The organism is Aeromonas sp. (genome assembly GCF_051657805.1).
Classification (GTDB): domain Bacteria; phylum Pseudomonadota; class Gammaproteobacteria; order Enterobacterales; family Aeromonadaceae; genus Aeromonas.
The window spans coordinates 259928-273270 of the sequence record NZ_JBOFLJ010000010.1 but is presented as its reverse complement, the minus strand read 5'-3'; the positions used below and the strand labels follow the sequence as shown (position 1 = coordinate 273270).

9 protein-coding genes are annotated in these 13343 nt (G+C 60.7%); 4 read left to right on the top strand and 5 right to left on the bottom strand.

Annotation, left to right across the window (positions count from 1 at the left end; all coding sequences use genetic code 11):
- Window positions 1–29: 29 nt before the first annotated feature.
- Window positions 30–917, bottom strand: a complete 888-nt coding sequence (rfbD, locus tag ACRCYW_RS03910; protein ID WP_438548857.1) for a dTDP-4-dehydrorhamnose reductase — start codon at window positions 915–917, stop codon at window positions 30–32.
- Window positions 917–2002 (bottom strand): dTDP-glucose 4,6-dehydratase, encoded by a 1086-nt coding sequence (gene rfbB, locus ACRCYW_RS03905; protein ID WP_438548856.1) that lies wholly within the window; start codon window positions 2000–2002, stop codon window positions 917–919. The genes rfbD and rfbB overlap by 1 nt, the downstream gene beginning before the upstream one ends.
- Window positions 2003–2833: 831 nt before the next feature.
- Here rfbB and ACRCYW_RS03900 point away from each other — a divergent pair.
- Both ACRCYW_RS03900 and ACRCYW_RS03895 read left to right on the top strand, forming a co-directional pair.
- Window positions 2834–3508 (top strand): response regulator, encoded by a 675-nt coding sequence (locus ACRCYW_RS03900; protein ID WP_438548855.1) that lies wholly within the window; start codon window positions 2834–2836, stop codon window positions 3506–3508.
- A 37-nt stretch (window positions 3509–3545) separates the two neighbouring features.
- Entirely contained in the window at window positions 3546–4904 is a 1359-nt protein-coding gene (locus tag ACRCYW_RS03895; RefSeq protein WP_438548854.1) for an ATP-binding protein, read from the top strand.
- 429 nt (window positions 4905–5333) lie between these two features.
- Here the strand turns inward: ACRCYW_RS03895 and glk are convergent, their stop codons facing one another.
- Window positions 5334–6302 (bottom strand): glucokinase, encoded by a 969-nt coding sequence (glk, locus tag ACRCYW_RS03890; RefSeq protein WP_438548853.1) that lies wholly within the window; start codon window positions 6300–6302, stop codon window positions 5334–5336.
- 348 nt (window positions 6303–6650) lie between these two features.
- Between glk and ACRCYW_RS03885 the strand changes: the two genes are divergently transcribed.
- Window positions 6651–7505, top strand: coding sequence for a MurR/RpiR family transcriptional regulator (locus ACRCYW_RS03885; RefSeq protein ID WP_349918565.1), 855 nt, complete (start codon window positions 6651–6653; stop codon window positions 7503–7505).
- 162 nt (window positions 7506–7667) lie between these two features.
- Window positions 7668–9107, top strand: coding sequence for a pyruvate kinase (pyk, locus tag ACRCYW_RS03880; RefSeq protein WP_438548852.1), 1440 nt, complete (start codon window positions 7668–7670; stop codon window positions 9105–9107).
- A 64-nt stretch (window positions 9108–9171) separates the two neighbouring features.
- Here the strand turns inward: pyk and ACRCYW_RS03875 are convergent, their stop codons facing one another.
- Window positions 9172–10206 carry an efflux RND transporter periplasmic adaptor subunit gene (locus tag ACRCYW_RS03875; protein ID WP_438548851.1) on the bottom strand — a complete coding sequence of 345 codons (1035 nt, stop codon included), beginning with the start codon at window positions 10204–10206 and terminating at the stop codon, window positions 9172–9174.
- Between the two features lie 14 nt (window positions 10207–10220).
- Window positions 10221–13283, bottom strand: a complete 3063-nt coding sequence (locus ACRCYW_RS03870; RefSeq protein ID WP_438548850.1) for an efflux RND transporter permease subunit — start codon at window positions 13281–13283, stop codon at window positions 10221–10223.
- Window positions 13284–13343 lie beyond the last annotated feature (60 nt).

Sequence of the window (13343 nt, the reverse complement as noted above, 5' to 3'; positions counted from 1 at the left end):
GGCACAGAACCAGCACCACCCATCTTTTCCTACTTACCGAGAACCTCGGTCAGCATCCGTTCTACACCAACTGTCCAGTCCGGCAGTACTAAGTTAAAGGTGTGCTGAAATTTGCTAGTATCGAGCCGTGAGTTATGGGGACGTTTGGCCGGTGTAGGAAATGCGCTGGTTGGTACGGCATTGACCCGAGTCACAGCCAACTCGATACCGGCGTTTCGAGCCTTGGCAAAAACTAGTTGGGCATAGTCAAACCAGGTGGTGGTGCCGGAGGCGATCAGGTGATATAGACCCGCCACTTCAGGCTTGGTTCGTGCTGTGCGGATCGCATGGGCCGTGCAGTCGGCCAACAACTCCGCGCCAGTCGGCGCACCGAATTGGTCGTTGATGATCGACATTTCGCTACGTTCCTTGCCAAAACGCAGCATGGTCTTGGCAAAGTTGGCACCGCGAGCGGCATACACCCAGCTGGTGCGGAAGATCAGGTGACGAGAGCACTGCATGGCAGCCAGCTCCCCTGCCAACTTGGTCTCGCCGTAGACATTGAGCGGTGCCGTCGCATCGGTTTCAACCCAGGGGCGCTCACCACTGCCATCGAACACATAGTCGGTGGAGTAGTGCACCAGCCAGGCACCCAAGGCCTCAGCTTCCTTGGCAATTGCCGCCACACTGGTGGCATTGAGTAGCTCGGCAAACTCCCGCTCGCTCTCGGCCTTGTCGACGGCGGTGTGGGCCGCAGCATTCACAATCACATCTGGCTTGAGCAGGCGCACCGTTTCCGCCACACCGGCCGGATTGCTGAAATCGCCGCAATAGTCGACGGAATCAAAATCAACCGCGGTAACATGGCCTAACGGGGCGAGTGAGCGCTGCAACTCCCAGCCTACCTGGCCATTCTTACCGAACAACAGGATATGCATCAGGTACGCTCCCCGTAGTTTTGCTCGATCCAGGATTGATAGGCCCCGCTCTTGACGTTGCCCACCCACTGCTGGTTATCCAGATACCACTGCACCGTCTTGCGGATACCCGACTCGAAGGTCTCTTGCGGCTGCCAATCCAGCTCGGCGCTCATCTTGCTGGCATCGATGGCATAGCGGCGGTCATGACCGGGACGGTCGGCCACATAGGTGATCTGATCACGATAGGAGCCGGTTGTCGGCACCATCTCATCGAGCAGATCGCAGATGGTGCGTACCACATCCAGGTTCTGCTTCTCGTTGTGACCGCCAATATTGTAGGTCTCACCGATAACGCCACTGGTTACCACCTTATAGAGTGCGCGAGCATGGTCTTCCACATAGAGCCAGTCGCGGATCTGATCGCCTTTGCCATAGACCGGCAACGGCTTGCCATCCAGTGCGTTCAGGATCACCAGCGGTATCAGCTTCTCGGGGAAGTGGAAAGGACCGTAGTTGTTGGAGCAGTTGGTGACAATTGTCGGCAGGCCGTAGGTACGACGCCAGGCACGCACCAGATGGTCGCTCGATGCCTTGGAGGCAGAATAGGGGCTGCTGGGAGCATAGGGAGTCGTTTCGGTAAAGAGCGGTAATGTTTCACCGGGAGCCACTTCATCCGGATGGGGCAGGTCGCCATACACCTCGTCGGTGGAGATATGGTGGAAGCGGAAGGCCGCCTTTCGCGGCGCGTTTAGGCCGCTCCAGTAGGTGCGAGCCGCCTCCAGCAGCATATAGGTACCGACGATATTGGTCTCGATGAAGTCGGCAGGGCCGGTAATGGAGCGATCAACATGGCTCTCGGCCGCTAGATGCATCACGGCATCGGGCTGATGCGCTGCAAACACCCGATCCAGCTCGGCCCGGTCGCAAATATCTACCTGTTCAAAGACATAACGTTCGTTACCGGACACTGTGGAGAGAGATTCAAGATTGCCCGCGTAAGTGAGCTTGTCGAGATTAATAACAGAGTCGTTGGTATCCCGGATGATATGACGAACAACAGCTGATCCGATAAAGCCGGCTCCACCGGTAACGAGAATTTTCATATTGATAAGTACTCTGACGAGGTAACTGAGTGATATGGGGGATGTAAGATACGCACTATGTGGGCTCTCAAAAGCGATAGAGGCCATACAGCATAGTTGACGAAGGCGAGAAAAGCGTTAGCTACCGCAATGAGTTACAGCTCCCAACATGCTGCTTTTAACCTGATTGTGTGTGCTGTTGGCCATCATCTCCTCCAGCTTCTTGTATTGGTTGATGTGTCACAATGGCATCAAATGACGTTGCGCATCTGAGTATTCCGAGAGCATACATTGTTCACATCTTGGGCAACCAAGGCCCTACACCCGATTTTGGGTCAGATTCTATCTCGTTTAGCCCGAAGTTTAACAGTCAAAACATAGGAAACCATCCATCCTATATGGGATTCAAAGAATTCCTACTACTTCACCCTCTGGAATATACGTTCTCATTGCATGACAATCCTCAATACTCTGCACTTGACCAAGAGGACAGAATAGCTATTTTTTCAAACAATTACAGATGGTTAATGGTCTGACCATAACCGTTTGGGAGCTGTTACAGCCGATGCCCGCAAATAACGGAGCCCCCCAAAATGTATGAAAGCAGACGAAGTCCGTGCGATCAGAATAGTCGCGAAGCTACATCAGGACCGCAGAGTAACTGACTTAGGTATCCATGGAATCCTTCAACCCAGACTCATAAGTATTGCTCCCACAGTAAGGAGGCTGAGGCGGAAATAAAGGGGTATGCGATTCAGTCTCGATACAGGGGGGGCTATGTAGGATCCGGATTGACTCTCTTCCTCTTACCCTCTCTAATTGACAGCCTGGACCCTCATCATCATGCATCTTATGAAAATCCTATTGGTCGAAGACGACAAGCTGCTCAACCACCATCTCACCACGCTGTTGACCGAGGCCCAGAATCAGGTTCACAGCACGGACAAGGCCCAGATTGCGCTGCATTACGCTCGCGACTATCCCATCGACGTGGCCATCATAGACCTCGGCCTGCCGGACATGGATGGCCTGCACCTCATCACCCAGCTGAGAGAGCAGCAGATCCCCTTCCCCATCATAGTGCTGACCGCCCGTGGCAGTTGGCAGGACAAGGTCGAAGGGCTGGAGGCCGGTGCCGACGACTACCTGGTCAAACCGTTCCAGAAAGACGAGTTGCTGGCCCGCCTCAATGCCCTGGTGCGTCGCAGCGCCGGCTTTATCTCTCCCCGGGTGAAGGCCGGTGACTACGAGCTGGATCTCTCCCGCAAGGAGCTGACCATAGCCGGCGAAGTCACAGTGCTCACCAGCTTCGAGTATCTGATCCTGGAGTATCTGATGCGCAACGCCCGCCAGGTGGTCTCCAAGCAGCAGCTGCTGGACCAGCTCTACGGGGATGGCGAGGGGGATCCGAACACCATAGAGGTGATGGTGAGCCGGCTGCGCAAGAAGCTGGATCCGGAAGGGACCATCTCTCCCATCTCCACCATCCGTCGCCAGGGCTACATCTTCAACCTGTCATGCAGCTAAGCACGCCGTTCGCGCAGTGACCGCCATGAGAAGCCCAATGCAACTGATCCGCCGCTCCCTGCACATCAAGCTGATGATGAGCGCCATGCTGGTCATCGCCATCATCATGGCGTTTTCCGTCTATATCCTCTATCTCGGTCACACCGAGGAGCAGGCCCAGAAGGCCAGCACCCGCATGCAGGAGAACCTCTCCAAGCTGTTCTCCTCCAAGCAGCCGGATCCCCACGCCATCACGGATCTCGCCAGCATCACACCGGATGCCATCGACCCCAATCTCGATACCCTCATCTGTCGCTCTGACGGTCAGCTCAGTTGGTCCAGCCTGCACATGCCTGAGGTGATCACCATCAAGGGCACCATCTGTCAGGATCTGATGAAGTACCTGGGGGGCCTGGATCAGGATTACTTCTTCAAGCTGCACACCATCAAAAATGGCGACAGCTACTTCATCTACAGCCTGCGCTTCCTGCGCAATCACGGTGACGGTCCCACCACCTACTACGTGGTCATGGTCGACTCCGCCAAGCGCTATCAGGATCAGACCCGGGAATACCTCTATCAGTGCATCCGCCAGGCGCTGCTCGCCTACTGCCTGCTCGGTGCCCTGCTGCTGCTCACCAGCTTCTGGAGCCTCTCCTCCCTGCGCACCATGGCGCGGCAGATCAACGAGATCCGGGCCGGTCAGCGGGAGGCGCTCTCCAGCGACTATGAACGGGAACTGCTGCCGCTCACCGAGTCGGTCAACCAGCTGCTGGAAAACGAGCGCCAGCAGACCCTGCGCTACCAGCATGCCCTCAACGATCTGGCCCACAGTTTGAAGACCCGGCTGGCCCTCATCCAGATCACGGCTCAGGAGTTCAAGCTAGGCCATCCGGTGCATGACAACATCGATGAACAGATCACCACCATGGATCAGATCATCCAGTACCAGCTGCGCCGTGCCGTCACCGGCCGCAAGCGCCTCGCGAGCAAGGGTACCGAACCCGTTCCCCTCATCGAGAAACTGCTGGCGAGCCTGGCCAAGGTCTATCGCCACAAGAAGCTGCAGACCCAGTTCCAGTTCGACGACGATGTCTTCTTCCACGGTGAACAGGGGGATCTGATGGAGATGATGGGCAACCTGCTCGACAACGCCTGCAAGTTCGCCATCAGCGAGGTAAGGGTGCAGGTGCGCCGCAAGGGCAGCGGCCTGCTCATCCTGGTGGAAGACGACGGCCCCGGTATCCCCCCCGGCAAGTCGGAACAGATCTTCCAGCGCGGTGTGCGAGCCGACAGCTCTCCCGGTCAGGGCATCGGCCTCGCGGTCGTGACCGAGATAGTGCACAGCTATGGCGGCGACATCCGGGTGGATGAGTCTCCCCTTGGCGGCGCCCGCTTCCAGATGACCCTCCCCTGATCCCTCTTTCTCGTCAAGGGAAGGGCCTCTGACGCCCTTCCCTTCTGATTATTCTCAGCCTTCCGTCATCACCTCTTGCAGCGTCTCTCGACGCCTGTGGCTGTCCCGTTTATTCGATATCGATCCATATCTGATGGTGATGACGGATGACAGATGACAGATGACAGATGACAGATGACAGATGACAGATGACAAGGACTATCGGACTGCTTTCACGAGAGACAACAAGTGCGGGTGAGATTACGCAGATAAAAAAACCGGCCGCGAGGGCCGGTGAAACAGTTCAGGCTTGTCAGGTGACAAACGCACCCAGCGGATGAAGACCGGTTTCAATTCCTTATGAAGCCCCGTCCTCTTGAGTACGTGGGATCACTCTACTCCCTGGTCACTGAACCAAGACTTAACCGCCATGAAATCGTTTCCCTGGCCTCAGATCCGGATCCCGAGGGACTGGCGCAGGTAGGCGCCGGCCCCGAGCAGGCCAGGCCCTTCGTGGGTGATGAGGAACACGGGAATGTCTTTGAGATAGGGTTTGAAGCGCCCCTTGTCCTCGAAGGCAACCCGGAAGCCGGAGCCGATGAAGAACTCCTGGAAGCGGGGCACTATGCCACCGGCGATGTAGACGCCGCCGAAGGTGCCCATGTTGAGGGCCAGGTTGCCGGCGAAGCGCCCCATCAGCACGCAAAACAGGCTTAAGGTGCGGCGGCAGTCCAGACAATCCCCCGCCAGTGCTCGCTCCGTGATGTCCTTGGGGGCGAAGGCTTGTGGCTCGCGGCCATCGGACTTCACCAGACCGCGGTAGATGTTGACCAGACCCGGGCCAGACAGCAGCCGCTCCGCCGACACGTGGCCCAGTTCGGCGCGCATCACCTGCAGCACGGCGTCTTCCTCTTCGCTGTTGGCGGCAAAGTCCACGTGACCTCCCTCCCCCGGCAGGCTCAGCCACTGCCCGGCGGCCTGCACCAGGTGGGCGACCCCGAGACCGGTACCGGCGCCGTAGATGGCGATGGGTTTGCCCGCCACGGGGGCCTCGCCGCCGAGCTGGATCCTGTCCCCTTCACTCAGCACGGGCACCGCCATGGAGACGGCGGTAAAGTCGTTGATCACTTGCAGCTCGGCCAGCCCCAGGTTGGCCTGCATCTCGCGAATGGAGAATTCCCAGCTGTGGTTGGTCATGGCGACCCAGTCACCATTGACGGGGCAGGCGATGGCGATGCAGGCCTCGCTCACCCTGGCCTCATGCTCTTCCAGATAGAGGCGGATCACCGCCTCCAGGCTGGGATGAGCCAGGCCGGAGTATGTCTTGGCCTTGGAAATGGTGCCGGTTGCCAGCTCACAGAGGGCCAACCGAGCATTGGTGCCGCCGACATCGCCGACCAGCGCATGGGTATGCTGCATAACAAACTCCTTCGTTACCAACTCGGGGCGGCCCTTACCGTCCCGATCTTATTATTTGGCAGCGATTCTACCCGAGCCCACCCCGAGTCAGAGGGTTTGTTGAGCGCAACTGTGCGCCCGCTCACAGTGTTGTTGCTTTGCAACATCTGTAAGCGTTTTCACGGAGTAAATGGAAGTTTGTAACCAAAATAACGAAATAATTAGACATGAGTCATACTTTCCGGGGCCGAGGTTAGTTTGGATAAGAGCTTGTCTTGTATAGTCCTCGGGTGAATTATAAAGATGCCATGTCGTGAACTTAGTGCAAAGACACTTGAAGCTAAATTACAAAAATGCCTGGTGGTAATGATGAATACCCTCGATAAAATTACGAACAATCTGGAAAGTTTCAGTAAATCAGAGCGTAAGGTGGCTGAAGTGATCCTGGCGTCCCCCCAGACAGCCATCCACTCCAGCATTGCCACCCTCGCCAAGATGGCCGATGTCAGCGAGCCGACCGTCAACCGCTTCTGCCGTCGCCTCGATACCAAGGGCTTCCCTGACTTCAAGCTGCACCTGGCCCAGAGCCTGGCCAACGGCACCCCCTATGTGAATCGCCACGTGGAAGCGGAAGACGGCCCCGACACCTATACCGCCAAGATCTTCGAGTCCACCATGGCCTGTCTGGATGCCGCCAAGAACAGCCTGGACATCTCCGCCATCAATCGCTGCGTCGACATCCTGACCCAATCCAAGAAGATCAGCTTCTTCGGCCTGGGCGCCTCCTCCGCCGTGGCCCGCGATGCCCAGAACAAGTTCTTCCGCTTCAACATCCCTGTGGTGAGTTTCGACGACATCGTCATGATGCGCATGAGCTGCATCAACAGCAGCGAAGGGGACGTGGTGGTGTTGATTTCCCACACCGGCCGTACCAAGGCGCTGGTGGAGATTGCCGCGCTGGCCCGTGAAAACGATGCCACCGTCATCGGCATGACCGCCAAGGATTCCCCCCTGGCCCGGGAGTGCAACCTGGTGCTCTCCATGGACGTGCCGGAAGACACAGACGTCTACATGCCCATGGCCTCCCGCATCGCCCAGCTGGCCCTGGTGGATGTACTGGCTACCGGCTTTACCCTGCGCCGTGGCATGAAATTTCGCGAAAACCTGAAGAAAGTCAAAGAAGGTTTGCGCGAATCCCGCTTTGATACCCCGCACACTTCCTGAAGGCTCGGGGGGTCATCCCCCGGCTGTCTATGCCAACTCGCTTGGTGTAGTATCGTAATTTAATAACATAAGGCCACTCAGAGGGCCTGCAGGCGGGCGCCAACGCCATGCGCTTGACGGGGCAGTATTTCAAGTCATATCAACTTCACATTGGAGTATTTCATGCCAAGACGTACCAAGATTGTAACCACACTGGGTCCGGCTACCGACCGCGACGGCATCCTCGAGGGGATCATCCGCGCCGGTGCCGACATGGTGCGGATGAACTTCTCTCACGGCACTCCTGAAGATCATATCCAGCGCGCCAACCAGGTGCGTGAAATCGCCGCCAAGCTCGGCCGCCACGTCGCCATCATGGGCGATCTGCAAGGCCCCAAGATCCGCGTTTCCACCTTCAAGGATGGCAAGATTTACCTGGCCATCGGTGACAAGTTCGTGCTCGACGCCGCCCTCGGCAAGGGGGAAGGCTGCCAGGAACAGGTCGGCATCGACTACAAGAGCCTGCCAGGGGACGTGGTGCCCGGCGACATCCTGCTGCTGGATGACGGCCGTGTGCAGCTGAAAGTCGAGCAGGTGGAAGGCACCCGCATCCACACCAGCGTCACCGTGGCGGGCCCCCTCTCCAACAACAAGGGCATCAACAAGAAGGGCGGCGGTCTCTCCGCCCCGGCCCTGACCGAGAAAGACAAGGAAGACATCAAGACCGCCGCCCGCATGAACGTGGACTATCTGGCCGTCTCCTTCCCCCGCAACGGCGATGACCTGCGTTACGCCCGCGAACTGGCCCGCGAAGCCGGCTCCAACGCCAAGATAGTGGCCAAGGTCGAGCGCGCCGAGACCGTCGCCAGCGACGAGGCCATGGAAGACATCATCCTCGGCTCAGATGCCGTCATGGTGGCCCGTGGGGACCTGGGCGTCGAGATCGGCGATCCCGAGCTGGTCGGCGTGCAGAAGAAGCTTATTCGTCACTCCCGTCGCCTCAACCGCGTGGTGATCACCGCGACCCAGATGATGGAGTCCATGATCAACGCGCCGCTGCCGACCCGTGCCGAAGTGATGGACGTGGCCAACGCCGTGCTGGACGGCACCGATGCGGTGATGCTCTCCGCCGAGACCGCCGCCGGTCAGTTCCCCATCGAGACGGTCACCTCCATGGCCAGCGTCTGCGTGGGGGCCGAGAAGCACCCGAGCCTGAACGTCTCCAACCACCGCATGAGCTACACCTTCACCTCGGTGGAAGAGGCCGTGGCCATGTCCACCATGTATGCCGCCAACCACCTGGAAGGGGTCAAGGCGATCGTGGCGCTGACCGAGTCTGGCACCACTCCGCTGCTGATGTCCCGCATCAGCTCAGGGCTGCCCATCTTCGCCCTCTCCCCCCACAACAAGACGCTAGCCTGGGCCAACCTCTACCGCGGCGTCACCCCAGTGCTGTTCGACGGTGACGAGACCAAGCCGGTGTACGAGGTGTGCCGCGAGGCGCTGGACGTACTCAAGGCCAAGGGCCTGGTCCAGAGCGGCGACATGGTGCTGCTGACGCACGGTGACAAGATGGAAACCGTGGGCAGTACCAACACCTGCAAGGTGATGATGGTCGAGTAATTCCCCATCGACCTTCACAAAAACGGCTCCCGCGGGAGCCGTTTTTTATGGCGCGTCCCCTGGCTTAGCCACGGAACAGCTCCACCTTGTCACCGTCCTGCAGGCTGCCGGCACCGCGCACCACCACCCTGTCCCCCTGCTTGAGGGCGCCGCTCACCGCCACCTGATCGCTGTCGCCGAACAGTACGGTCACCGGGACTCTGCTGACCTTGAGCTCCTCCCCTATCTGCTTGACCTGGTAGACCACGCTGCCCTCGGTATTGAGCACCAGCGCATCCCTTGGCAGCAGCATGGTCTGCTGCTGGCCGAGGGGCAGGGCCACCCGCACCGGCGAGCCTATGATGAAGCGGCCGGGTTCGGGCTTGAGCCTAAGCTCAATGAGGCGGGACTTGGGATCCGCGCTCGCCGCCCGTTGGTAGTAGCGGGCATGGCTGCTGAGCTGCTCCCCCTCCACCCGCAGCTTGGCCCCCTCCCCCAGTTGCTGAGCCCAGACGATGGGCGCCCGCAACCGGATGTCCGGCACGTCCGGGTTGACCAACTCCAGCGCTTTTTCGCCCGCATCCACGTGCTCCCCCGGCTGGATGAAGTGCTCGTTCACCACCCCGTCGAAGGGGGCGAAGATGTGGGTCCGCCGCAGTTGCTCCTCGATCTGGCGCACCTGTACCCGCGCCAGCCGTTCGGCCAGGGTCGCCTGCTCCACGTCGTAGCGCGCCTTGTCGTACTGGCTCTGGGAGGCACTCTTCTGCTGATGCAACCGTTCTAGGCGCTGGAACTCGGCGCGGGCGAAGCCCAGGTTGCTCTCCTCCCTGGCCTGCTCGGCCTGGGACTGCTCGAGCGACAGCCGCAGCGCGGCACTGTCGAGACGCAGCAGCTCATCCCCCGCCTTGACCCGGCTGCCAAACTCCGCAATCCACTCCACCCGGCCGCTCACCTCGGCACTCAGGGCCGCCTGCTGACGGCTCGCCACCGTGCCGCTGACCCAGATGCTGGCGGCTGCATCCCCCTGGGTCACGCTGGCCAGGGTCACCATCTTGGCCTGGGCCGGCAGACTCAGGCCAAGGGCCAGAGCCAGCATCATCCTTGTCATCACTCGTTTCATCTTGGACTCCTTCCTCAGGCCCGCTGCCGAATGGCCTGTGGCACGTCGACCCGTTCGCCCAGCCGCAGGAAGGCGGGTAACAGGATCAGGGTGAACAGGGTGCTGCAACTCATGCCGCCGACGATGACGGTGGCCAGCCCCCGGTAGATCTCGCTGCCCTCGCTCGGGCTCAGCATCAGGGGCAACATGCCGAAGATGCTGGTCAGGCTGGTCATGGCGATGGGGCGCATCCGGCTTTGCAGCGCATCGGCCACCGCCATGGGACGGCTCATCCCTTCCCGCTCCGCCGTGCGGGTCTGGTGCACCAGCAGGATGGCGTTGTTGACCACCAGCCCCAGCAGGATGACGAAGCCGATGATGGTCAGCAGATCCATCGGCAGCGGCACCAAGAGGCCGCTCAGGCGCAGCGCCAGCACGCCGCCGACGGCGGCAAGGGGCAGGGTCAGCAGTACCAGGATGGCGTCTTTCAGGGAGGCGAACACCCCCCACAGCAGGATGAGCAGGATCAACACCGCAAACAGGAAGATGCTGCCGAGATTATCCAGCGCCTGTTGCAGGCTGTCGGCATTGCCGGCGACCTGCAGCTCCCCGCCGGCCGGCAATATGGGCCGGATGGCGGCGAAGCTCTTGTTCTGCAGGGTCTCCAGCACCTGCTCCATGCTCATACCGTCCGGCGGGGTGATAAAGAGCTGGATGCTGCGCCGGCCGTCTGCACGAAAGATGCTCTCTGGCCCCAGGCTGTGCTCCACCCGCAGCAATTCGCCGAGGGGCACTATGCGCCCGGACGGGGTCGCGAGCGGTACCGCCCTGAGCTCATCCGGATTGGCCGAGCTCTGGCCCATCAGCAGGATGTCCAGCCTGTCCTCCCCGTCGAAATACTCGCCGACCCGCAGGCCATCCCCGAAGGTCTGAATGATGGTGGGCATGGGGGTGCGATCCCAGCCGACCTCCGCCAGCCGCCTGTCTTGCGGCACCAGCCTCAGCTCGGGGGCGGTGAAGTCGAGACCGGGATCCGGCCTTACCTGGGCCCCCGGCAGGTCTTTCTGTACTATGGCCATGCTCTCGCGGGCCGCCCGATAGAGCTCGGGCAGGGTACCCCCCTGAATGAGCAAGGAGATGCTGTTCTCGCTGTCGAAGCCACCAAACAGGGAGCCCTGGCCGCCGAAGGCCCGGGTGTCCGGGATGTTGGCGAGCAACTTGTCCATCAGCAGGCGCTCGAGCACCTTGATCTGGGTCTCGTCCTTGGGGCGCACCCCGATCTGGGCACCGCCCGGGTAGCGCAAGATGTAGTAGTTCTTGAGGGCCGGCTCCTTCTCCCCCTTCATATAGGGATCCAGCCGGGCGATCAGGGTATCTATCACCTCCTCGCGCTGGGCCTTGGGGTTGACCCCTGGGGTGAAGGTCATCCAGACGTCGATGGCATCGCGTTTCACGTCCGGCAGGTAGTTCATCTTGGGCAGCAGCAGCCAGCTCGCTAGCACGGGCCCGCTCATCATCAGGGCGATGATGGTCCAACGCTGGCGAGGTGTCGCCGTCCAGCGGATCACGTGGCGGGTGGTACCCTGCCACAGGTTGTCATAGGGATCGGTCAGGCGCTCGCGCCCCATCCAGCGCGCCGCCACCGCCGGCAAGACGGTCACCGCCACCACCATGGAGACGGTGACCGCACAGGCGATGGTGAGGGCGAGATCCGCAAACAGCTGCCCCTCCACATCGTTGAGCAGCAGCACCGGCAGGAAGATGGCGACCGTGGTCAGGGTCGAGGCCACCAGCGCCGTCCACACCCGGCTGGTCCCCTCCAGCGCCGCCTCCGACTTGCTGATGTCCCCCGACTCGGTGCGGCGGTAGATGCTCTCCAGCACGACGATGGCCGCATCCAGCACCATGCCCACCGCGAAGGCGATGCCGGCGAGGGAGATGACGTTGAGGGTACGCCCCATCACCTTGAGCAGGCAGAAGGTGAGCATGATGCTGATGGGGATGGCGATCGCTATCATCAGGGTCGCCTTCACCTGACGCAGGAAGACCCAGAGGATGGCGCAGGAGAGCAGCACCCCCAGCCCCAGGTTGGCGGTCACCATGCCCACCGCCCGGTTGATGTAGAGGGAGGCGTCAAACGACTGCTCCATATGCAGGCCGACCGGCTCCAACACCTCCCGATTGAGCTCCCCCACCTTGGCCTTGATCCCTTCAAGCGCCGCCAGGGCATTGGCCCCGCTCTCCTTGAAGATCTGGGCCGCGATGGCAGTGTTGCCGTTCTGGATGCGCAGCACAGGGTTCTCCTCCCGGGCCAGCCGTACCTCGGCCACGTCCCTCAGGTAGATGGGCAGGCCGTCGCGCCAGTCCACCACCTTGTCCCCCAGGGTCTCGACGTCGTAGCGACCGGCAAAGCGCAGCTTGTATTCCCAGCGGCCGATGTCGAGGGTGCCGGCAGACACGTCCCAGTCGGTGCTGGCCCGGCTGGCGAGCACCGGGATCACCACCCCGAGCTCGGCGGCGCGGTAAGGGTCGAAGCGTACCTGGATCTGACGCTCGTTGATCCCCTCCACCTCCACGGTGGAGACCCCGGGGATCCGCTCCAGCTCCGGCTTGACCCGCGCCTCGATCAGCGCCTGATGATCGTCGATCAAGCCCTTGGCGCCGGGCAGCTGCTGGATGAAGAAGAAGGTGAGGGTGTCGTTGCTGCTGTAGTTGTTGACGTAGGGGCCGTCGATCCGGTCCGGCAGGCCGGAGACCCGGTTCAGCCGCGAGATGACGTCGAGCTGGGCCCGCTGCATGTCGGTGCCGAGGGCAAACGCCATGTCGATCTCGGTGAAGCCGGGGTAGCTGTTGCTGCCGATGCTTTTCAGCCCCTGCACCCCCTGCATCTCCTGCTCGATGGGGTCGGTTATCTCAGACTCCATCTCCTGGGGCGAGGCGGAGCGCCAGCTCACCGAGATGTTGAGGTGGGGACGATCTATGTCGGGGAACAGCTGGATAGGCAGCCCCCGGATGCTGAGCAGGCCCAGCAGGAAAATAAGCACGACCGAGACCGCCACCCAGATGGGGCGTTCGATCGCCGTTTTGGCGAGGTTCATTCACTCTTCCTGAGTTGTTGTTATCGGCCATTCCGCTGGCCTGGCTTCCTGCCCAAGGGT

Bases quoted from the DNA above. Each gene is read 5' to 3' on its own strand.
- rfbD (WP_438548857.1), bottom strand. From the start codon at position 917: ATGCATATCCTGTTGTTCGGTAAGAATGGCCAGGTAGGCTGGGAGTTG.
- rfbB (WP_438548856.1), bottom strand. From the start codon at position 2,002: ATGAAAATTCTCGTTACCGGTGGAGCCGGCTTTATCGGATCAGCTGTT.
- ACRCYW_RS03900 (WP_438548855.1), top strand. From the start codon at position 2,834: ATGAAAATCCTATTGGTCGAAGACGACAAGCTGCTCAACCACCATCTC.
- ACRCYW_RS03895 (WP_438548854.1), top strand. From the start codon at position 3,546: ATGCAACTGATCCGCCGCTCCCTGCACATCAAGCTGATGATGAGCGCC.
- glk (WP_438548853.1), bottom strand. From the start codon at position 6,302: ATGCAGCATACCCATGCGCTGGTCGGCGATGTCGGCGGCACCAATGCT.
- ACRCYW_RS03885 (WP_349918565.1), top strand. From the start codon at position 6,651: ATGAATACCCTCGATAAAATTACGAACAATCTGGAAAGTTTCAGTAAA.
- pyk (WP_438548852.1), top strand. From the start codon at position 7,668: ATGCCAAGACGTACCAAGATTGTAACCACACTGGGTCCGGCTACCGAC.
- ACRCYW_RS03875 (WP_438548851.1), bottom strand. From the start codon at position 10,206: ATGAAACGAGTGATGACAAGGATGATGCTGGCTCTGGCCCTTGGCCTG.
- ACRCYW_RS03870 (WP_438548850.1), bottom strand. From the start codon at position 13,283: ATGAACCTCGCCAAAACGGCGATCGAACGCCCCATCTGGGTGGCGGTC.